This window comes from Streptomyces sp. NPDC005955, from assembly GCF_042871255.1.
Taxonomy (GTDB): domain Bacteria; phylum Actinomycetota; class Actinomycetes; order Streptomycetales; family Streptomycetaceae; genus Streptomyces.
In genome coordinates this window covers 101,347-121,727 of record NZ_JBIAIF010000019.1, presented here as the reverse complement: position 1 = coordinate 121,727, position 20,381 = coordinate 101,347, and the positions used below count along the sequence as shown (strand labels likewise).

21 protein-coding genes and 2 pseudogenes are annotated in these 20,381 nt (G+C 72.3%); 22 read left to right on the top strand and 1 reads right to left on the bottom strand.

Translation table 11 applies throughout. The annotated features are described in order from the left end of the window. Positions 1–123 precede the first annotated feature (123 nt). From ACFYOU_RS31690 to ACFYOU_RS31610, 17 genes and pseudogenes are all read left to right on the top strand, one after another. A pseudogene (locus ACFYOU_RS31690) lies at positions 124–504 on the top strand (hypothetical protein); the annotation flags it as partial. 629 nt (positions 505–1,133) lie between these two features. Continuing rightward, positions 1,134–1,562, top strand: coding sequence for a 30S ribosomal protein S16 (rpsP, locus tag ACFYOU_RS31685; RefSeq protein ID WP_389766612.1), 429 nt, complete (start codon positions 1,134–1,136; stop codon positions 1,560–1,562). Positions 1,563–1,566: 4 nt separating this feature from the next. Further along, positions 1,567–1,803 (top strand): RNA-binding protein, encoded by a 237-nt coding sequence (locus ACFYOU_RS31680; protein WP_040247777.1) that lies wholly within the window; start codon positions 1,567–1,569, stop codon positions 1,801–1,803. 188 nt (positions 1,804–1,991) lie between these two features. After that, positions 1,992–2,618 (top strand): ribosome maturation factor RimM, encoded by a 627-nt coding sequence (rimM, locus tag ACFYOU_RS31675; RefSeq protein ID WP_391310511.1) that lies wholly within the window; start codon positions 1,992–1,994, stop codon positions 2,616–2,618. After that, positions 2,618–3,439 carry a tRNA (guanosine(37)-N1)-methyltransferase TrmD gene (trmD, locus tag ACFYOU_RS31670; protein ID WP_391310509.1) on the top strand — a complete coding sequence of 274 codons (822 nt, stop codon included), beginning with the start codon at positions 2,618–2,620 and terminating at the stop codon, positions 3,437–3,439. The genes rimM and trmD overlap by 1 nt, the downstream gene beginning before the upstream one ends. 137 nt (positions 3,440–3,576) lie before the next feature. Beyond that, positions 3,577–3,927 carry a 50S ribosomal protein L19 gene (gene rplS / locus ACFYOU_RS31665; protein WP_385491539.1) on the top strand — a complete coding sequence of 117 codons (351 nt, stop codon included), beginning with the start codon at positions 3,577–3,579 and terminating at the stop codon, positions 3,925–3,927. 367 nt (positions 3,928–4,294) lie between these two features. Next, positions 4,295–4,936 (top strand): signal peptidase I, encoded by a 642-nt coding sequence (gene lepB, locus ACFYOU_RS31660; RefSeq protein WP_391310507.1) that lies wholly within the window; start codon positions 4,295–4,297, stop codon positions 4,934–4,936. Then, positions 4,929–6,068 carry a signal peptidase I gene (lepB, locus tag ACFYOU_RS31655; RefSeq protein ID WP_389766607.1) on the top strand — a complete coding sequence of 380 codons (1,140 nt, stop codon included), beginning with the start codon at positions 4,929–4,931 and terminating at the stop codon, positions 6,066–6,068. The genes lepB (ACFYOU_RS31660) and lepB (ACFYOU_RS31655) overlap by 8 nt, the downstream gene beginning before the upstream one ends. After that, on the top strand, positions 5,986–6,876 hold the full coding sequence (gene lepB / locus ACFYOU_RS31650; RefSeq protein WP_391310521.1) for a signal peptidase I: 891 nt from the start codon (positions 5,986–5,988) through the stop codon (positions 6,874–6,876). Before lepB (ACFYOU_RS31655) ends, lepB (ACFYOU_RS31650) begins: the two co-directional genes overlap by 83 nt. 163 nt (positions 6,877–7,039) lie before the next feature. Further along, positions 7,040–7,819, top strand: a complete 780-nt coding sequence (gene lepB, locus ACFYOU_RS31645) for a signal peptidase I (RefSeq protein WP_391310505.1) — start codon at positions 7,040–7,042, stop codon at positions 7,817–7,819. A gap of 62 nt (positions 7,820–7,881) precedes the next feature. Beyond that, positions 7,882–8,430, top strand: coding sequence for an NUDIX domain-containing protein (locus tag ACFYOU_RS31640; RefSeq protein WP_391310503.1), 549 nt, complete (start codon positions 7,882–7,884; stop codon positions 8,428–8,430). Between the two features lie 55 nt (positions 8,431–8,485). Continuing rightward, positions 8,486–8,794 (top strand): DUF2469 domain-containing protein, encoded by a 309-nt coding sequence (locus ACFYOU_RS31635; RefSeq protein ID WP_385491553.1) that lies wholly within the window; start codon positions 8,486–8,488, stop codon positions 8,792–8,794. A 257-nt stretch (positions 8,795–9,051) separates the two neighbouring features. Next, positions 9,052–9,414: a YraN family protein gene (locus tag ACFYOU_RS31630; protein ID WP_391310500.1), complete on the top strand. Its 363-nt coding sequence runs from the start codon at positions 9,052–9,054 to the stop codon at positions 9,412–9,414. After that, the gene (locus ACFYOU_RS31625) at positions 9,414–11,033 is read left to right on the top strand and encodes an ATP-binding protein (RefSeq protein ID WP_391310498.1); all 1,620 of its coding nucleotides are present in this window, start codon (positions 9,414–9,416) and stop codon (positions 11,031–11,033) included. Before ACFYOU_RS31630 ends, ACFYOU_RS31625 begins: the two co-directional genes overlap by 1 nt. Next, entirely contained in the window at positions 11,030–12,181 is a 1,152-nt protein-coding gene (dprA, locus tag ACFYOU_RS31620; protein ID WP_391310496.1) for a DNA-processing protein DprA, read from the top strand. Before ACFYOU_RS31625 ends, dprA begins: the two co-directional genes overlap by 4 nt. Before the next feature lie 225 nt (positions 12,182–12,406). Next, a complete protein-coding gene (whiG, locus tag ACFYOU_RS31615) occupies positions 12,407–13,243 on the top strand; it encodes an RNA polymerase sigma factor WhiG (protein ID WP_389766599.1) in 837 nt (278 codons plus the stop codon). A 199-nt stretch (positions 13,244–13,442) separates the two neighbouring features. Beyond that, complete coding sequence (locus ACFYOU_RS31610; protein ID WP_391310493.1) at positions 13,443–14,000, top strand: TetR family transcriptional regulator; 558 nt, start codon at positions 13,443–13,445, stop codon at positions 13,998–14,000. Between the two features lie 278 nt (positions 14,001–14,278). On the opposite strand, the pseudogene ACFYOU_RS31605 reads toward ACFYOU_RS31610, so the two are convergent. Next, positions 14,279–14,914 (bottom strand): annotated as a pseudogene (locus ACFYOU_RS31605) (peptidoglycan DD-metalloendopeptidase family protein); the annotation flags it as partial. 318 nt (positions 14,915–15,232) lie between these two features. On the opposite strand from ACFYOU_RS31605, the gene rpsB reads away from it, so the two are divergent. The 5 genes from rpsB to ACFYOU_RS31580 all read left to right on the top strand — a co-directional run bounded on the left by rpsB (position 15,233) and on the right by ACFYOU_RS31580 (position 20,275). Beyond that, positions 15,233–16,174, top strand: a complete 942-nt coding sequence (gene rpsB / locus ACFYOU_RS31600; protein ID WP_387002005.1) for a 30S ribosomal protein S2 — start codon at positions 15,233–15,235, stop codon at positions 16,172–16,174. A 167-nt stretch (positions 16,175–16,341) separates the two neighbouring features. Continuing rightward, positions 16,342–17,178: a translation elongation factor Ts gene (tsf, locus tag ACFYOU_RS31595; protein WP_387002007.1), complete on the top strand. Its 837-nt coding sequence runs from the start codon at positions 16,342–16,344 to the stop codon at positions 17,176–17,178. Positions 17,179–17,355: 177 nt separating this feature from the next. Further along, on the top strand, positions 17,356–18,132 hold the full coding sequence (pyrH, locus tag ACFYOU_RS31590) for a UMP kinase (protein ID WP_389766595.1): 777 nt from the start codon (positions 17,356–17,358) through the stop codon (positions 18,130–18,132). 200 nt (positions 18,133–18,332) lie between these two features. Next, positions 18,333–18,890 carry a ribosome recycling factor gene (frr, locus tag ACFYOU_RS31585; RefSeq protein ID WP_389766593.1) on the top strand — a complete coding sequence of 186 codons (558 nt, stop codon included), beginning with the start codon at positions 18,333–18,335 and terminating at the stop codon, positions 18,888–18,890. A gap of 305 nt (positions 18,891–19,195) precedes the next feature. Then, positions 19,196–20,275 (top strand): phosphatidate cytidylyltransferase, encoded by a 1,080-nt coding sequence (locus tag ACFYOU_RS31580; RefSeq protein WP_391310518.1) that lies wholly within the window; start codon positions 19,196–19,198, stop codon positions 20,273–20,275. Positions 20,276–20,381 lie beyond the last annotated feature (106 nt).

Sequence of the window (20,381 nt, the reverse complement as noted above, 5' to 3'; positions counted from 1 at the left end):
CACTAACACCTCTCGGCTCCGGGGGGCGCGTGGTCCCCCGCCCCCGCCCCCCCCCCCCCCCCCCACCCCCCCCCCCCCCCCGCCCCCCCGGGGGGGGGGGGCGCCCCCCCCCCCCCCCCCCCCGGCCGCTACCACAACCGCAGATTCCTCGCGATCGCCGAGGAGATGGGCCTCGACCATCCGGAGGAACCACACCCGAGCAGTGGTTTCTCTCTGGTCACCCTGAACGTCGAGGCCAAGAAGCGGTACCGCCCGACCATCGATCGCCTCCAGCGCGCGCTCCGGGCGCACACGGCGGCGACCGAGTCCGACAACGTGGCCCGTACCTTCCGCGGTCCCGCCGCGCGGCACGGCTCCTCCGGGGGTGGTGTCCGCGTCAAGGCGGTCTGCGACTGCGGGCGCAACGTGCGCGTGGTTCCTTCGGTCCTCGCGCAGGCGCCGATCGTCTGCGGGGGGTGCGGGAAGCCCTTCCGCATTCCCGAACCCGTCGCGGTGGCCAGCTGACGGCCGCCAGGACCGGATGAGGACGGACCGCGCAGCCGGCGAGCGCCGGGCGGGACCGTCCGGAACGTGCGGAGGCACAGGGCGTGGCGTGGGGGCGTCGCGTAAGGGCATCCGGAGCGTTCCGACCTGACGCTGGGGGCGTCGGGGCTCAGCGAGGGGCACCACTTCTCAAGGTTTCGGCGCGCGGCGAGCGGGCTCGCGGAGTCACGTTCCGCTTCCGTCACGCGTCACGGCGGCCGGTCAGGACGGCCGCGGGTCGGACCCGTCCGCGAGGGCCGCGGACGGCCAGCGGTTCCCGTACCGCCCGTGCGGCGGACCCTCGACCGTGCAGACCACCACCCGTCAGGTAGGTGGAGGTCCGCACCCTCGGGGGGTCGGCGCGCAGCGGCACCCGGCGGTACGGGGCGACACTCAGCAGTCACGCCGTACCCGTCAGTACGGGGGAGGGGGCGTCCGGACGCGATTCGGGCGCCCCCTCCCTCATGTGGCACAATGACTAGCTGTACTCGACGGCCGCACAGGACCCCTCTCTCCTCCGGCTGACGCGTCCATCGGGCAACTCGGGTACCGCAACCCCACGCGGCAATCCGTCGTGCCCACACCCGTCAACACCAGGAGACACCACTCCCGTGGCAGTCAAGATCAAGCTGAAGCGTCTGGGCAAGATCCGTTCGCCTCACTACCGCATCGTCGTCGCCGACTCCCGTACCCGCCGTGACGGCCGGGCCATCGAAGAGATCGGCCTGTACCACCCGGTGCAGAACCCGTCGCGCATCGAGGTCGACGCCGAGCGCGTCGCCTACTGGCTGGGTGTCGGCGCGCAGCCGACCGAGCCCGTGCTCGCGATTCTGAAGAAGACCGGCGACTGGCAGAAGTTCAAGGGCGAGCCCGCCCCGGCTCCGCTGCTCGTCGCGGCCGAGAAGGCCGCCCGCCCCTCCTTCGAGTCGCTCGGTGGCGAGTCGGACGGCAAGGGCGAGGCCATCACGCAGAAGAAGAAGGCTGACAAGGCTGAGAAGAAGGACGAGGCTGCCGCCGAGTCTGAGTCGACCGAGGGCTGACGAGATGCTTGAGGAGGCTCTTGAGCACCTCGTGAAGGGCATCGTCGACAATCCGGACGACGTGCAGGTCGCCTCGCGCAACCTGCGCCGCGGACGCGTCCTGGAGGTTCGGGTCCACCCCGATGACCTCGGGAAGGTGATCGGCCGCAACGGCCGCACCGCGCGCGCCCTGCGGACCGTCGTGGGCGCCATCGGCGGCCGTGGCATCCGCGTCGACCTCGTCGACGTCGACCAGGTCTGAATCCGCCCACCGGGCGCGCCCGACCCCCAGGGGTCGTGGCCCGCTCGCACGGCGGTTCTCACAGTGATGGCTGAAGTACTGGGGCCGGGGGTGAACCACCCCCGGCCCCCGTACGTTCTCCGGCCGCCTCCCCGCTCCACCCCTGCTTTCCGTCCGCCCCAGTCGTCCCCTCACCAGGAGCAAGACACGTGCAGCTCGTAGTCGCGCGGATCGGCCGCGCCCACGGGATCAAGGGCGAGGTCACCGTCGAGGTGCGCACCGACGAACCCGAATCGCGGCTCGCCCCCGGTGCCGTCCTCGCCACCGATCCGGCCGCCACGGGCCCCCTCACCATCGAGACCGGCCGCGTCCACAGCGGACGGCTGCTGCTGCGCTTCGCCGGAGTGCGCGACCGCGGCGCCGCCGAAGCCCTGCGCAACACCCTGCTCATCGCCGAGATCGACCCCGCCGAGAGCCCGGCCGAGCCCGACGAGTACTACGACCACCAGCTCATGGACCTCGACGTCGTCACCACCGACGGCACCCCGATCGGCCGGATCACCGAGATCTCCCACCTGCCCTCGCAGGACCTGTTCGTCGTGGAGCGCCCCGACGGCAGGGAGGAGCTGATCCCCTTCGTCGAGGAGATCGTCGTGGAGATCGACCTCGCCGAGCAGCGCGCCGTCATCGACCCGCCGCCCGGCCTCATCGACGACCGTGCGGAGGTCGCCTCCGCCCGGGACGCCGAGGCCGGGGACACCTCCGGAACGGGTGCCGCTTCCCGCGCGGGTGACGCCTCCGGTGCGGGCACGGGGACGGTCGGGGACGGCGTCTGATGCGGATCGACGTCGTCACGATCTTCCCCGAGTACCTCAATCCGCTCGACGTCTCCCTCGTCGGCAAGGCGCGCGCCCGCGGACAGCTCGGTGTGCACGTCCACGACCTGCGGAACTGGACCCACGACCGGCACCACACCGTCGACGACACCCCCTACGGGGGCGGTCCGGGCATGGTCATGAAGACCGAGCCCTGGGGCGAGGCGCTGGACGAGGTCGTCGCCGACGGCTTCGAGTCCGGTGCGCACGGCCCCGTGCTCGTCGTGCCCACCCCGAGCGGACGCCCCTTCACCCAGGAACTCGCCGTCGAACTCTCCGCCCGGCCCTGGCTGATCTTCGCGCCCGCGCGCTACGAGGGCATCGACCGGCGCGTCACGGACGAGTACGCGACGCGCACCCCGGTCTACGAGGTGTCCATCGGCGACTACGTGCTCGCGGGCGGCGAGGCGGCCGTCCTCGTCATCACCGAGGCGGTGGCCCGGCTGCTGCCCGGCGTCCTCGGCAACGCCGAGTCCCACCGGGACGACTCCTTCGCCCCCGGGGCGATGGCGGACCTGCTCGAAGGCCCCGTCTACACCAAGCCCCCCGAGTGGCGCGGTCGCGGCATCCCCGAGGTGCTGCTCAGCGGCCACCACGGCAAGATCGCCCGCTGGCGCCGCGACGAGGCCCTGCACCGCACCAGCCTCCACCGACCCGACCTGATCGAGCGGGCCGACCCGGCCGCGTTCGACAAGAAGGACCGCGAGACCCTGTCGATCCTGGGCTGGGCGCCCGGCGCCGACGGTCGATTTGGGCGGACCGCGTACACCGTGGAACAATGAGCCGTTGTCGTGCGTCGCTCGGCGTGCGCCCCTGCCACAGGGGGACACGACGCCCGCTCCAGTGGGCACGACACCCCACCACCTCCTCCCAAGAGATTCGCCGATGACCTGTGGCATGGGCGAGGAAGCAGACGATCATGTCCCACCTGCTCGACACCGTCGACAACGCGTCGCTGCGCAGCGACGTCCCGGCCTTCCGCCCGGGTGACACCGTCAACGTCCACGTGCGCGTCATCGAGGGCAACCGCTCCCGTGTGCAGCAGTTCAAGGGCGTCGTCATCCGCCGCCAGGGCTCGGGCGTCCGTGAGACCTTCACGGTCCGCAAGGTCTCCTTCTCCGTCGGCGTCGAGCGCACCTTCCCGGTGCACACCCCGATCGTCGAGAAGATCGAGCTCGTCACCCGCGGTGACGTGCGTCGCGCGAAGCTCTACTACCTGCGCGACCTGCGCGGCAAGGCCGCGAAGATCAAGGAGAAGCGCGACAACTGAGTCGTCGCACCGCTCCCCGGTCCCCGACCGTGGCACCCCTGGTGCCCCGATGGGACCGGGTGACGTGCGTCACGGCCACTCGCGCCCGCGGGTCCTCTTCGGTGCCGGATACCATCAGGCACCGATGGACACCGCAGCTCAGCGATCGGAACGCGACCGTTCCTCCCGTTCCTCCGCATCCGGGCCCGCCCCGGAGCCGGGGGACCCGGAGAGGCGGTCGCGTTCCGTTTCCGCCGCACCCGCCACCGAACCGGCCGTGGAACCCGCCCCGGACCCCGCCGACCCCGTCCCCGGTGCCCCCGGCTCTCCCGGTGTTCCCGACGGGCCCGACTCGGCAGAGCCGTCGGAGTCACCGGAGTCACCGGAGGTGTCGGAGGTGTCGGAGGCCCGAGGGGACCGCTCCCCGCTCGCCGAGTGGCTGCCCGGCGGCCGGTTGACGCTCGCGGTCCTGGCCGTGCTGGTGCTCCTGCTGCTGGTCACCACGTTCGTCCTGAAGCCCTTCGCGATCCCCAGCTCCTCCATGGAGCCGGGACTGCGCGCCGGAGACCGCGTCCTCGTCAACAAGTTGGCGTACCGTCTGGGGGCGGAGCCGCAGCGGGGGGACGTCGTGGTCTTCGACGGCACCGGCTACTTCGGCGACGCGCACTACATCAAGCGCGTCGTCGGCACCGGCGGTGACCGGGTGGTCTGCTGCGACCGGCGGGGGAGGATCGAGGTGAACGGCCGAGCCGTGGACGAGCCCTACCTGCACCGCGGCGACCGGCCCTCGGAGGTTCCCTTCGACGTGGTCGTGCCCGGCGCGAGCCTGTTCCTCCTGGGTGACCACCGTTCCGCCTCCAGCGACTCCCGGGACCACCTGGGCTCGCCCGGCGGCGGCATGATCCCGCTCGACCACGTCATCGGCCGGGCCGAGTGGATCACCTGGCCCTTCGACCGACTGACCGGAGTCGACGGCGGGGGCGGTTTCGCGCGCGTACCCGATCCGCCCGCCGGCGGCGGCCATGGGTAGTCGCCGGCGCCCCCGTTCCGGCCCCGGCGCCGACCCCCGGCTGCCGACCGGTACCCGGCCCACCGGCCCGCCCGGCCGCGCCGAACGCCGCAAGCTCGCGCGCAAGGTGAAGCGCCGCCGCCGGCGCTCCGCGCTGAAGGAGATACCGCTGCTGCTCGGGGCGGCGGCCCTGATAGCCCTGGTCCTCAAGACCTTCCTGGTCCAGGCGTTCGTCATCCCGTCCGGTTCCATGGAACAGACCATCCGGATCGGGGACCGGGTACTGGTCGACAAGCTGACGCCCTGGTTCGGCGGCAAGCCGCAGCGCGGGGACGTCGTCGTGTTCAAGGACCCGGGCGGCTGGCTCGGGGACGAACCGGTGCAGCCCCCCGACGACCCCGTGGTCATCAAGCAGGTCAAGCAGGCGCTCGGCTGGATCGGCCTGATGCCGTCCGCGGACGAGCAGGACCTGATCAAGCGCGTGGTGGCCGTCGGCGGTGACACGGTCAAGTGCTGTGACGCGGACGGCAAGGTCACCGTCAACGGCACGCCCCTCAACGAGCCGTACGTCAACCCCGGCAACCAACCCTCCGAATTGACGTTCGAGGTCAAGGTCCCCCCGGGCCGGCTGTGGGTCATGGGCGACCACCGCAAGAACTCCGCGGACTCCCGCTACCACCGCACCGGCGAGCACGACGGCACCGTCTCCGAGGAGAGCGTCGTCGGTCGGGCCCTGTTCATCGCCTGGCCGTTCGACCACTGGCGACGGCTCGACGAACCGGACACCTACGCCTCCGTCCCCGATCCGCCGGGGGCGCCGGACACCGCGGCCGCCGGGGACGCCGCGGTGCCCGTGACGACCGCGTCGCATAGGGTGTCCCCCGCGGATCACAACGGATTGATCCCCCTCCCGACCCCTGCGGAACTCCCGCTCGTTATGGGAGTGGTGGGCCTGCGTCGCATGTGGGGCAGGCAGCGGTACGGACTGAGGAGTGGATGTGGGGGATTTGGCGGTCGGCGCACGATCCGGTCACGATGGCCCCGAAGAGCGCCCCGAGCGCGCGGGCGGGCTGCCGTCGGACGCGGGCGGCCCGGGGCCCGACCCCGCGCCGCGCAGCGGGGACACCGCACCCACGGGCGGCGGTGGTGGTGACGGGGACCACCCGGACGAAGGGGACGAGCGGGGCGGTGGCCAGCCGAAGAAGCCGCGTTCCTTCTGGAAGGAACTGCCGCTGCTCGTCGGCATCGCCCTGGTGCTGGCCCTGGTGATCAAGACGTTCCTGGTGCAGGCGTTCTCCATCCCCTCGAACTCCATGCAGGACACCCTCCAGAAGGGTGACCGGGTGCTGGTCGACAAGCTGACCCCCTGGTTCGGGTCCGAACCGGAGCGCGGGGAAGTGATCGTCTTCCACGATCCGGACCAGTGGCTGGCGGGCGAGCCGATCCCCGAGGTCAACGCCATCCAGAAGGGCCTCAGCTGGATCGGCCTGATGCCGTCCGCCGAGGAGAAGGACCTGATCAAGCGGGTCATCGGGGTCGGCGGCGACACCGTGGAGTGCAAGGGCACCGGCCCGGTGCTCCTCAACGGCAAGCCCCTCGACGAGCCGTACGTCTTCCCCGGGGACACCCCGTGTTCGGTGGACGAGTACGGCGGCCAGTTCAAGAAGAAGGTGCCCGAGGGCATGGTGTGGGTCATGGGCGACCACCGCCAGGACTCCCAGGACTCCCGGTACCACCAGCGCGACAAGAACGAGGGCTTCGTCCCCGTCGACGAGGTCGTCGGTCGTGCCGTGGTGATCGCCTGGCCGCCCACCCGCTGGGCGACCCTGCCCGTCCCCGACACCTTCGACCAGCCCGGTCTGAACGCGGCGCTCGGTGCGGCGCCCGGATTCCTGGGCCTCGCCGGCGCGCTGCCGATCGTGCTGTGGCGGCGCAGGGCCGCACGCCGCTCGGCGTCCTAGCCCGGACCGTACGTCCCTCGGTGTCCGCCGTGCACGGTGCACGGCGGACACCGCTGTGCGTGGCGCCTACCGCCGGGTAGGGTGCCGCCCAGAGCACCGACCCGGGAGCGCCGTCCGCGCCGCCGGGGACCGCTGGCTCGACGAACGGGTACGGGGGGCTGCGATGAGCGGGACCGAAGATTCCGTGGGCACGGTCGACACCGGTGCGCCGGTCCCGGGGCGGACGGGCGCGGCCCTGTCCGGAGTGGCCGTCGCCCTCGGCTGCGTGCTGTTCCTCGGGGCCTTCGCCTGGGGCGCGCTGGTCTACCGGCCCTACACCGTCCCCACCGCTTCCATGGCACCGACCATCGGCACCGGGGACCGGGTCCTCGCCCAGCGCATCGACGGCGAGCAGGTGCGCCGCGGTGACGTGGTCGTCTTCCACCAGGCCGCCTGGGGCGACCTGCCCATGGTCAAACGGGTCGTCGCGGTCGGCGGGGACACCGTCGCCTGCTGCACGGACGGCAGGCTCACCGTCAACGGCACCGCACTGGACGAGCCGTACCTCGCGCCTGCCCGGGCCGCTTCCGTCACGGGCATCCCCACCACCACCGTGCCCGACGACGGGCTGTTCCTGCTCGGCGACGCCCGGGCCGGCTCCCTCGACTCCGCCGCCCACCTCCAGAGCGCCGGCGGCGCCGTGCCGCGGTCGTCGGTGGTGGCCCGGGTCGACGCCGTCGTCTGGCCGGTGGACGGGGTGCTCGCCCGCCCGGCCGTCTTCGCCGCACTGCCCGGCGGGGTGTCCGAGCCCGGTCCGTTGCGTCCCCTGCTGGCCGCGGCGGTGCTGGGCACGGTGCTGGTCCTGGGCGGGGCCGCGTACGGTCCGCTCGCCCGCCGGGTCGTCCGACGCCGCACGCGGGCGGTGGCGCCGGAGGGCACCGGGGAACCGGTCGGCACCGCCTGACTCCGGACGCCCCGGGGGCGCACGACATACAGTGATCCCAGAGGTCGGGAGGGGACTACGGGATGGGCGAGGCACCGCAGGACCGACGGGTTCCGCCCCTCACGCCGGGGCGTCCGCTGCGCAGGGTGGCCCGGGTGGTGCTGCTCGATCCGCGCGACCGCGTCCTGCTGCTCCACGGCCACGAGCCGGACGATCCGACCGACGACTGGTGGTTCACCCCGGGCGGGGGCGTGGAGGGCCGCGAGACCCGTGAGCAGACCGCCGTGCGGGAACTGGCCGAGGAGACCGGCATCACGGACGTGACGCTGGGGCCCGTGGTGTGGCGCCGGATCTGCTCGTTCCCGTTCGCCGGGCGCCGCTGGGACCAGGACGAGTGGTACTACCTGGCCCGCACCGCGCGCACCGCCCGGACCGCCGAGGTGGGGCCCGGGGGTGCCGGACTGACCGAGCTGGAACGCCGCAGCGTCGTCGGAGCACGCTGGTGGTCGTGCCGGGAACTGGCCGGGACGCATGAGACGGTGTACCCGACCAGACTCGCCGGACTGTTGCGCCGGCTGCTTGACGAAGGGCCCCCGGCCACGCCCGAGGTCCTGGACACCGAAATCGTCTAGGGCTCCGTGGTGCTGGCGCACAATGGGGGGACGCACGGCTGAAGGGGAACATGCCATGAGCGCCGAGGACCTCGAAAAGTACGAGACCGAGATGGAGCTGAAGCTCTACCGGGAGTACCGCGACGTCGTCGGGCTGTTCACGTACGTGATCGAGACCGAGCGGCGCTTCTACCTCACGAACGACTACGAGATGCAGGTGCAGTCCGTTCAGGGCGAGGTCTTCTTCGAGGTCACGATGGCCGACGCCTGGGTGTGGGACATGTACCGGCCGGCCCGCTTCGTGAAGCAGGTGCGGGTGCTCACCTTCAAGGACGTCAACATCGAGGAACTGAACAAGAGCGATCTGGAGCTCCCCGGCAGCTGAGCCTCCCGCGGGTGGGGCCCGCTGCGTCGCGGGCCCTTTCCGCGCACGTCACGAGCGCGTTCCCCGCAGGCCCCGGGCGCGTCCCGGACGCCTCGGGAGTGCCTCCCGGGCGCTTCACGACCCCGGCACGCGCCTGCTGAACCACCCTCGGGTTCACTCGATCGGGTGGCGCAGTTATCCACAGGCGCCGGGCTGTCCACCAAGATCCACACGCTGGGCGTCCTTGCCCCACCGTGGGTGTCGGAGGTGGTGCCGACATGAACGCACGAGGAGCGCTCGGCAAGTACGGCGAGGACCTGGCCGCCCGGCGGCTGACCGCGGGCGGATGGGCCGTCCTGGCACGCAACTGGCGCTGCGGAAGGGCGGGCGAGCTCGACATCGTGGCCCGCGAGGGCGACGTCCTGGTGGTCTGCGAGGTCAAGACCCGACGCGAGGGGTTGTTCCAGCAGCCGCTGGCCGGGGTCACGCCCGACAAGGCCCGGCGGCTGCGCGACCTCGCCCAGCGCTGGGTCCAGGAACACGGAGGGGCCCCACCGGGCGGGGTGCGCATCGACGTGGTGGGGGTGCTGGTGCCCCACCGCGGCGCGCCCCGGATCGAGCACGTGCGGGGAGCGCTCTGATGGGGTTCGCGCGCACGTGTTCGGTGACGCTGGTGGGCGTCGAAGGAGTGGTGGTCGAGGTCCAGGCCGATCTGGAGCCGGGCGTGGCCTCCTTCGCCCTGGTCGGCCTCCCGGACAAGAGCCTGGTGGAGAGCCGGGACCGGGTCAGGGCGGCCGTGGTGAACTCCGGGGGCCAGTGGCCGCAGAAGAAGCTGACGGTCGGGCTCAGCCCCGCCTCGGTGCCCAAGGGCGGCAGTGGATTCGATCTCGCCGTGGCGAGCGCCGTGTTGGGGGCCGCCGAACGCATCGACCCCCGGGTCCTCGCGGACCTGGTGATGGTCGGGGAACTGGGCCTCGACGGTCGGGTACGGCCCGTCCGCGGCGTGCTCCCCGCGGTCCTCGCGGCGGCCGACGCCGGGTACCGGCAGGTCGTCGTCCCGGAGTGCTCGGCCGCGGAGGCGTCCCTCGTCCCCGGGGTCGCCGTCCTCGGGGTGCGCAGCCTGCGCCAGCTCATCGCCGTCCTCACCGACGAACCGGTGCCCGAGGAGGAGCCGGACGACCCCGGTCGCCCCGATCCGGTGTACCCGGGGCTCCATCTGCCCGCCGAGGGCTTCGGCGGCCTCACCACCCGGGCGGGCGGCCGGGAGCACGTGCCCGACCTGTCCGACGTCGTCGGACAGCGTTCGGCGCGCGCGGCGATGGAGATCGCCGCCGCCGGAGGACACCACGTGTACCTCCAGGGCCCGCCGGGCGCGGGCAAGACCATGCTGGCGGAACGGCTCCCGGCGATCCTGCCGCCGCTCAGCCGTGCGGAGTCCCTCGAAGTGACCGCCATCCACTCGGTGGCGGGCACGCTCCCGCCGGACCGCCCGCTGATCGAGAGCGCTCCCTACTGCGCCCCGCACCACTCCTCGACCATGCAGTCCCTCGTCGGGGGCGGCCGGGGCACGGCGCGGCCCGGAGCGGTCTCGCTGGCTCACCGCGGGGTGCTCTTCCTCGATGAAACGCCGGAATTCGGGGGACATGTCCTTGATGCGCTCCGGCAACCGCTGGAGTCGGGCCACGTGGTCATCGCCCGCAGCGCGGGGGTGGTGCGGCTGCCCGCCCGGTTCATGATGGTGCTCGCCGCCAACCCCTGCCCGTGCGGACGCTTCGGGCAGCGCGGCGCGGGGTGCGAGTGCTCGTCGTCCGCCGTGCGCCGGTACCAGGCGAGGCTGTCCGGGCCGCTCCTGGACCGGGTCGACCTCCGGGTGCGCGTCGAGGCGGTGACCCGGGCAGAGTTGGCCGCGGTGGGGGAGCGCCGCGAGAGCACCCGCACCGTCGCCGACCGGGTCCTGGCCGCCCGGGAGCGCGCCGCCGACCGGTTCGCCGACACCCCCTGGCGCACCAACGGGGAGGTCCCCGGCCATGCGCTGCGCACCCGGTGGCACGCGGTGGCCGGGGCGCTGGACGAGGCCGAGCGCCGCCTGGAGCGCGGCCTGCTCACCGCACGGGGCCTGGACCGGGTCCTCCGCGTCGCCTGGACGGTGGCCGACCTCGTCGGTCACGACCGCCCGGACGCCGGTGACGTCGAACTGGCCCTCCACCTGCGCACCGGAGCCCCGCCCGGCGCGGTACGGGCCCTGGGGACGCCGGCATGAACGCGGCCCCCGCGGAACGCCGCGCCCGGGCCGCCCTGACCCGGGTGATCGAACCGGGCGACCAGACCGGCGGGCACTGGTTGCGGACGTACGGGCCGGTGGAAGTGGCCCGGCGACTGGCGGGCGAGGGCGATCCGCTCCCCGGAGTGACGGCGAAACGCTGGGCGGGGCTACGGATCAGGGCGGAGCGGATGCGTCCGGAGGTCGACCTCGCCACCGCCCGGGACCTCGGCGTCCGCTTCCTGTGCCCCGGGGACGCCGAGTGGCCCGCCCAACTCGACGACCTCGAAGACGCCCGCCCGATCGGACTGTGGGTGTGCGGTCGACCCAGCCTGCGCCTGTGGGCCCTGCGCTCGGTCGCCCTCGTCGGCGCCCGGGCCTGCACCGAGTACGGAGCCCACACCGCCGCGGGCCTCGCCGCCGACCTCAGTGCACAGGGCTGGGTCGTGGTCTCGGGCGGGGCGTACGGGATCGACGGCGCCGCGCACCGCGGTGCCCTCGGCTCCCACGGCGCCACGGTCGCGGTCCTCGCCTGCGGGGTCGACCGCCGCTACCCGCCGGGACACCGCGCCCTGCTCGATCGGATCGGCGAACAGGGCTTGCTGGTCGGTGAGTTGCCGCCCGGTGACCACCCCACCGCCAGTCGGTTCGTGCTGCGCAACCGGGTGATCGCCGCACTCACCCGCGGCACGGTGGTGGTCGAGGCCGCCGTCCGGAGCGGCGCACTGGCCACCGCGCGCTCGGCCGGGCGGCTCGGCCGGTTCGTGATGGGCGTCCCCGGCCCCGTCACCAGCACCCTGTCGATGGGGGTCCACGAACTCCTGCGGGAGCAGGCCGTGCTGGTCAGCGACGCGGCGGAAGTGATCGAACTCATCGGCACCATGGGGCAACTCGCCCCCCGCAAGTCCGGCCCCCTGCTGCCCAGGGACCTCCTCGGGCCCGCCGCGACCCGGGTGCTCGCCGCGCTCCCGGCCCGGGGGGCCGTGCCGCCCCGGGAGATCGCGAGGGAGGCGGGGGCCACCGAGGACGAAGCGATCGGCAGGCTGTACGAGCTTCACTCGCTGGGGTTCGTCGAACGACACGGCGATGGCTGGCAGTTGACACGCCGAACACGTGACGCGTCCGCCCGGACCAGCCACGGAGCGTAATTGACGCCCCGGACGTCACCCGCACGTGTGCCGTGCCCCTGTGAATCAAGGACCTTGAGGGTGAGGGCACGTCACCGAGAGCGACGCCGCGGACTCGCCCGGGGCACCAACGGAACGTATCTGCGCACAGATGATCCCAGAGTCTTCGCACACCGCGACACTCCAGTCACGCTACGCTCACGAGGATTCCCACCCAGTTCACGGCAGAACGGCACAAGGCGACGAATGCCCCAGCACACCTCCGGGTCTGACCGGGCGGCTGCTCCCCCCGCTGCCCGCGGGAGCGTGCGGCCTCCCGCCCCCTCGACGCTCGACGAACTGTGGAGGTCGTACAAGGCGACGGGCGACGACCGTCTGCGCGAGCAGCTGATCCTGCACTACTCGCCGTTGGTCAAGTACGTCGCGGGCCGGGTGAGCGTCGGACTGCCGCCCAACGTGGAGCAGGCCGACTTCGTGTCCTCCGGGGTCTTCGGGCTGATCGACGCGATCGAGAAGTTCGACATCGAGCGGTCCATCAAGTTCGAGACGTACGCGATCACCCGCATCCGGGGCGCGATGATCGACGAACTGCGCGCCCTGGACTGGATCCCCCGGTCCGTCCGCCAGAAGGCCCGCAACGTCGAACGCGCCTACGCGACCCTGGAGGCCCAGCTCCGGCGCACCCCCACAGAGAGCGAGGTCGCCGCCGAACTGGGGATCGCCCTGGAGGAACTGCACGCAGTCTTCAGCCAGTTGTCCCTGGCCAACGTGGTCGCGTTGGAAGAGCTGCTGCACGCCGGCGGTGAGGGCGGCGACCGGTTCAGCCTGATGGACACCCTGGTGGACACCGCCGCGGACGACCCGGTCGAGATCGCCGAGGACCGTGAGCTGCGTCGCTTCCTCGCCCGCGCCATCAACACCCTCCCCGACCGGGAGAAGACCGTCGTCACCCTCTACTACTACGAGGGGCTGACCTTGGCGGAGATCGGGCTGGTGCTGGGCGTCACGGAGAGCCGGGTGAGCCAGATCCACACCAAGTCCGTGCTCCAGCTCCGCGCCAAACTGGCTGGATTCGGTCGCTGAACGGCACTCCCGGCCGGAACTGCCCCCGGATGCGTCGCGGCTGGGGCCCAAGGGGTCCTTGAGGCGTGACCAGGGGGGTTACGGGCACGCGTTTCGGGTGAGGGGCACCCCCCGGGTGACGTGTCGAAAGGGTGACCGGCTCCCATGTCGGCCAGCGCGTCCGTAAAGTGGAGGGGTGCCAAGGATTCGAGCGGCCTCAGTGGCCGAGCACCGTTCGATGCAGCGCGCCGCCCTGCTGGACGCCGCGCGGTCCCTGCTGTCCGAAGGAGGCACGGAGGCGCTGACCTTCCCCGCCCTCGCCGAGCGCACCGGTCTCGCCCGGTCCTCGGTGTACGAGTACTTCAAGTCGCGCGCCGCCGTGGTCGAGGAACTGTGCGCCGTCGACTTCCCCGTCTGGGCCGCCGAGGTGGAGGGCGCCATGGCGCTCGCCGACGACCCCGAAGGCAAGATCGAGGCGTATGTGCGTCGACAGCTGGACCTGGTCGGAGACCGTAGGCACCGGGCCGTCGTCGCCATCTCCGCGAGCGAGTTGGACCGCGGCGCGCGCGAGAAGATCCGGGCCGCCCACGGCGGGTTGGTGACGATGCTCGCGGAGGCGCTGCGCGAGATGGGCCACGCCGAGCCGCGTCTCGTCGCGATGCTGTTGCAGGGGATCGTCGACGCCGCCGCCCGACGGGCGGAACTGGGTGCGGCGGAGGAACCGGGCGCGATCGCGGACGCCGCGGTGGCCATGGCCCTGCGCGGGGTACGCGGCTGATCCCCACGGCCCGACCGGCCCGGCTGGTCTGTCGGGCCGGTCGGGTCTGTCGGGCCGAGGGCGCAGGGGTTCGCGTCGAGGTGGCCCCGTACGGCCCGTTGCGGGTGCGGCGGACCCGAAGCGCTCGCGCTCCCGGTGTCCCGGCCCGCCAAGGTCTCCGACAGGGGCAGGAGCCGGGGCGGGGCCTGCCGCAGGAGGTGGGGCGGCAACAAGGACAGCGGGTCCAGGTACGTCCGGTCACGACGTAACCCCCAGTGCACGCAGGGGGCGGCGCAGTGCGAACCCGTCGGTTCCACCCGGCCGAGCACGTCCCCGGGGGCGATGCGCTCGCCGCGCCGGACCCGGGGCCGCACCGGCTCGTGCGTGATCCGCAGGGCAGGGGTGCCCGTGCCGTCCAGCTCCACGGTGACCACCCCCCGCCCGGCGACCCGGCCCGCGTGGGTCACCCGGCCGGCGGCCACCGCCCGGACCTGGGCCCCCGCGGTCGTCGCCAGATCCACTCCGCGGTGACCGGCCGCGTACGGGGTGGGCGGCGGCTCCCAACCCCGGAGCACCGGCGGTCGCGGTACCAGGGGCCAGGAGACCGCCACCTCGGGCACGTGCTCCGCCGCCTCCCGCTCCGGCTCCGCCCCGGCCGGCCCGACCGCGCCCGCCGTGAGGGGCGCGGGGCGGACATCGGCGAGCGTCCGGACGCCCACGCACGTCAGCGCCGCGACCAGCACGCTCGCCACCAGCGCTCGGGCGGCGAGCACCGCCCGGCCCCCTGCCCCGCGGGTGCGCCCCGCGTGACGCCCACCGGGCAGCACCCCCTCGATCCCCACCGTGTCGCCGCACCCACGGCCGCCGCCACCCCCGCGGCCGCGTCCCCGCTCACCCCGCTGTGCGGGCCGCCCCGCCGCACGCCCCCGTGCCATCGCGCACCCCCGTGCCCTCCCGCGGCCCGAGCGGGCCGCTACGTCCACGGTGCCGTGCCGTCACGCCCCGGAACGGGCCGAGGGACGATCTGTGGACAAGTGGGCGGTTGTGGACAGGGGCGTCACTCGACAGGTTCAAGGTCCCGTACACTTCATGTGGCGACCCGGGTCACCGGGTCGACTTCGCACGCCCCGACATTCACCCCGCTCAGTGGTGGTGTCCGCGCTCCTCGGTCCTTCGTGGCACAGCGCGCCGGGGCGTCAGGCGCGACCGCCGTCCGGCGGACGCGGCAACCGAGTACCAAGGAGAACACGGCCATGGCCGTCGTCACGATGCGGGAGCTGCTGGAAAGCGGCGTCCACTTCGGTCACCAGACCCGTCGTTGGAACCCGAAGATGAAGCGCTTCATCTTCACGGAGCGCAACGGCATCTACATCATCGACCTGCTCCAGTCGCTGTCGTACATCGACCGCGCCTTCGAGTTCGTCAAGGAGACCGTCGCCCACGGCGGCACGGTCATGTTCGTCGGCACGAAGAAGCAGGCGCAGGAGGCCATCGCCGAGCAGGCGACGCGCGTCGGCATGCCCTTCGTGAACCAGCGCTGGCTGGGCGGCATGCTCACCAACTTCTCGACCGTCTACAAGCGTCTGCAGCGCCTCAAGGAGCTTGAGCAGATCGACTTCGACGACGTCGCCGCGTCCGGTCTCACCAAGAAGGAACTCCTCGTGCTCTCGCGCGAGAAGGCCAAGCTGGAGAAGACCCTCGGTGGTATCCGCGAGATGCAGAAGGTGCCCAGCGCCGTCTGGATCGTGGACACCAAGAAGGAGCACATCGCCGTCGGCGAGGCCCGGAAGCTGAACATCCCGGTCGTCGCGATCCTGGACACCAACTGCGACCCCGACGAGGTCGACTACAAGATCCCGGGCAACGACGACGCGATCCGCTCCGTCACGCTGCTCACCCGCGTGATCGCCGACGCCGTCGCCGAGGGCCTCATCGCCCGCTCCGGTGTCGCCACCGGTGACTCGAAGCCGGGCGACAAGGCCGCCGGCGAGCCGCTCGCCGAGTGGGAGCGCGACCTGCTGGAAGGCGAGAAGAAGGCCGACGAGGCCCCCGCCGCTGCTGAGGCGCCCGCCGCCGACGCCGCCGCTGAGGTCGCGACTGAGGCCCCCGCCGAGGCGCCGGCCGCTGAGGCCGCTGCCGAGGCCACCGAGGCGCCGGCCGTCGAGGCCCCCGCCGCCGACGCCGAGCAGGGCTGACCCGACCGGCCGAGGACCTGAGGGCCGACGGCGGGGCGGAAGGCACCACCCTCCGCCCCGCCGTCACCCGCCCGCCGGTCCGGTTCCGCGGGACGCCGTCCTGAGCCGCCCGGCCGACCGGTGACCCGTAGATCCTCGATCTTCCAGACTTCGAGAAAGATAGACTCATGGCGAACTACACCGCCGCCGACGTCAAGAAGCTCCGCGAGCTCACCGGCGCCGGCATGATGGACTGCAAGAAGGCGCTCGACGAGGCCGACGGCAACGTCGAGAAGGCCGTTGAGCTGCTTCGGGTCAAGGGCCAGAAGGGCGTCGCCAAGCGCGAGGGCCGCTCCGCCGAGAACGGCGCCGTGGTCTCCGTCATCGCCGACGACAACTCCTCCGGCGTCATCCTTGAGCTGAAGTGCGAGACGGACTTCGTCGCCAAGGGCGAGAAGTTCCAGGCCGTCGCCGGCGCGCTGGCCGCGCACGTCGCCGCCACCTCCCCCGCCGACATCGAGGCCCTGCTCGCCTCCGAGATCGAGCCGGGCAAGACCGTGCAGGCGTACGTCGACGAGGCCAACGCCAACCTCGGCGAGAAGATCGTCCTCGATCGTTTCGCCCAGTTCGCCGACGGTTACGTCGCGGCCTACATGCACCGCACGATGCCCGACCTCCCGCCGCAGATCGGTGTCCTGGTCGAGCTGGACGCGCCGAACGCCGAGGTCGCCCGGGGCGTCGCGCAGCACATCGCCGCCTTCGCGCCGAAGTACCTCTCCCGCGAGGACGTCCCCGCCGAGGTCGTCGAGGCCGAGCGCCGCGTCGCCGAGGAGACGACCCGCCAGGAGGGCAAGCCCGAGGCTGCCATCCCGAAGATCGTCGAAGGTCGCGTCAACGGCTTCTTCAAGGACGCCACCGTCCTGGGCCAGCCGTACGCCCTCGACGCGAAGAAGTCCGTCCAGCAGGTCCTGAACGAGGCCGGTGTCACCCTGAAGCGCTTCTCGCGCATCAAGGTCGGCATCTGAGTCCGTTCCGCGATCGCCCGTAGACAACCGCTAGGGTCTACAGCGGTCGCCCGCGTACGAACCGCGTGCGCGACGGAGGACCGCAGATCTGACGAGGAGGCCATTGCCGAGCATGGGATGCGTACAACACCCCACCGGCAGTGGCCTTCTTCGCATGTGCACCACGAGGAGAACCCCATGACCACCCAGGCCGGCACCAGCGAGAAGAGCGCGAAGAGCGACGACGGCAAGGTCCCCGGGCGCTTCCTGTTGAAGCTGTCCGGCGAGGCGTTCGCCGGCGGCGGGGCGCTGGGCGTCGACCCCGACGTGGTGCACAACATCGCCAGGGAGATCGCGGCCGTGGTCCGCGACGGCTTCGAGATCGCCCTGGTCATCGGCGGCGGAAACTTCTTCCGGGGCGCCGAACTCCAGCAGCGCGGCATGGACCGGGCCCGCTCCGACTACATGGGCATGCTCGGCACCGTGATGAACTGCCTCGCCCTCCAGGACTTCCTGGAGAAGGAGGGCATCGACTCCCGGGTGCAGACCGCCATCACCATGGGGCAGGTCGCCGAGCCGTACATCCCGCTGCGGGCCGTGCGCCACCTGGAGAAGGGCCGGGTCGTCATCTTCGGCGCCGGCATGGGCATGCCGTACTTCTCCACCGACACCACCGCCGCCCAGCGGGCCCTGGAGATCGACGCGGAAGCCCTGCTCATGGGCAAGAACGGCGTCGACGGGGTCTACGACTCGGACCCCAAGGCCAACCCGGACGCGGTCAAGTTCGACGCCCTCGGCTACGGCGAGGTCATCACCCGGGACCTCAAGGTCGCCGACGCCACGGCGATCACCCTGTGCCGCGACAACAAGCTGCCCATCCTCGTGTTCGAACTGCTCGCCGAGGGCAATATCGCGCGCGCGGTCAAGGGTGAGAAGATCGGCACCCTGGTCGGCGACCAGGGCGCCCGGGCCTGACCCGCCCGGCCGACAACCGGTCCGTGCCCGCTCCGGGCGCCGCCACGGGGTTCCTTCCCGGGACTCCCAGGAACCGGACGCAGGGGTACGGACAGGGGATGGACAAAGCCCTGACGGTCGGACACCGTGCAGGGGACAGACGCGACGCGGTCGGCGCCACCACCGGAGCTGGACCTACTCAAGACACGCAGGAGCAAGTGGTGATCGAAGAGACCCTCCTCGAAGCCGAGGAGAAGATGGAGAAGGCCGTCGTCGTCGCCAAGGAGGACTTCGCCGCGATCCGCACCGGCCGTGCGCACCCGGCGATGTTCAACAAGATCGTGGCGGACTACTACGGTGCGTTGACGCCGATCAACCAGCTCGCCTCGTTCTCCGTGCCCGAGCCGCGCATGGCCGTCGTCACTCCGTTCGACAAGAGCGCGCTGCGCAACATCGAGCAGGCGATCCGCGATTCGGACCTCGGCGTCAACCCGAGCAACGACGGCAATATCATCCGGGTGACGTTCCCCGAGCTGACCGAAGAGCGCCGCCGCGACTACATCAAGGTCGCCAAGGGCAAGGCGGAGGACTCGAAGATCTCGATCCGTGCCGTGCGCCGCAAGGCCAAGGAAGCGATCGACAAGCTCGTCAAGGACGGCGAGGTCGGTGAGGACGAGGGCCGCCGCGCGGAGAAGGAACTCGACGACACCACCACGAAGTACGTCGCCCAGGTGGACGAGCTGCTGAAGCACAAGGAAGCCGAGCTGCTCGAAGTCTGATGAACGACTCTTCCTGGGGAGCGCCCTCGCGGGCCGGATACGCCGGGCCGGGGCTCCCGACCGACCAGGGACCCGCCGACGGGTCCGGCCAGGGGCCGACTCAGGACCACGGGTCCGTCCAGGGGTACGCCGCCCCGGCTCCCGGCACTCCCGGCCAGCCCTCCTTCGGCCACGCCCCCGCGGCTCCGGCCCAGGGGTACGCGTCCCTGCCCGGACAGCCCGTCCAGGGGTACGCCCCCGGACGGGCCGCGCAGGCGTACGCCCCGCCGCGGACCGCCACCCCCGGTGGCCCCGGCCGAGGGGCGGTGCCGGCCGCTCCTGCGTACGATGCGCATGACGTCGTGCGGTCGGGGCAGACCCGGCCCGTGCCGGTCGTGCCCGGTGCACCTCCCGGCGCGGTACCGGACGGCTGGGGAGCCGCGTCGCCGGGCGGTGCCCCTCATCCCACCCACGGCAGTACCGAGGAACTGAGCGGTTCCCGAGCAGGCCGGGCCCCGCACCAGACGGCGTCGCAGATGCCACAGGAGCCCATGCCCAGCGCACCGGAACCGCCCGCCGCACCGCAGAAGAAGAGTGCGGGACGTGACCTGGGCGCGGCCATAGGGGTCGGGCTGGGGCTCGCCGCGGTGATCGTCGCCTCGCTGTTCGTGGTGAAGGCGGTCTTCGTCGGCGTCATCGTCGTCGCGGTCGTCGTCGGGCTGTGGGAACTCACCAGCCGTCTCAAGGAACGCAAGGACATCGACGCCCCGCTGGTTCCGCTCGCGGTGGGCGGGGCCGCCATAGTCGTCGCCGGTTACGCGCGCGGTACCGACGGGGCGTGGGTGGCGATGGCGCTGACCGCGCTCGCCGTTCTCGTGTGGCGGATGTCGCGGCCTCCGGACGGGTATCTGAAGGACGTCACGGCGGGGGTGTTCGCCGCCTTCTACGTGCCCTTCCTGGCGACCTTCGTGGCCCTGTTGCTCACCGCCGACGACGGTGCCTGGCGGGTGCTGACCTTCCTGGTGCTGACGGTCGTCAGCGACACGGGGGCGTACGCGATCGGCTGGCGGTTCGGCACCCACAAGCTGGCGCCGCGGATCAGCCCCGGCAAGACCCGCGAGGGACTGTTCGGCGCGATCGGCTTCGCGATGGTCGCCGGCGCCCTGTGCATGGAGTTCCTGATCGACGGGGGCACCTGGTGGCAGGGGCTGCTGCTGGGGCTCGCGGTCGCCGTCAGCGCCACGCTGGGGGACCTCGGGGAGTCCATGATCAAGCGGGACCTCGGCATCAAGGACATGGGCACGTTGCTGCCCGGCCACGGCGGCATCATGGACCGGCTCGACTCGCTCCTGCCGACGGCCCCGGTGGTCTGGCTGCTGATGGTGGTCTTCGTGGGGTCCGGCTGATCGGGCTCCGTGCCGGGGTCTTCGACCCGCGCGAACGAGGGTGAGGGCCGGTCGTCCACGGGACGACCGGCCCTCACCGTTCTCTCCCCCTCACCGGTCGTACGGG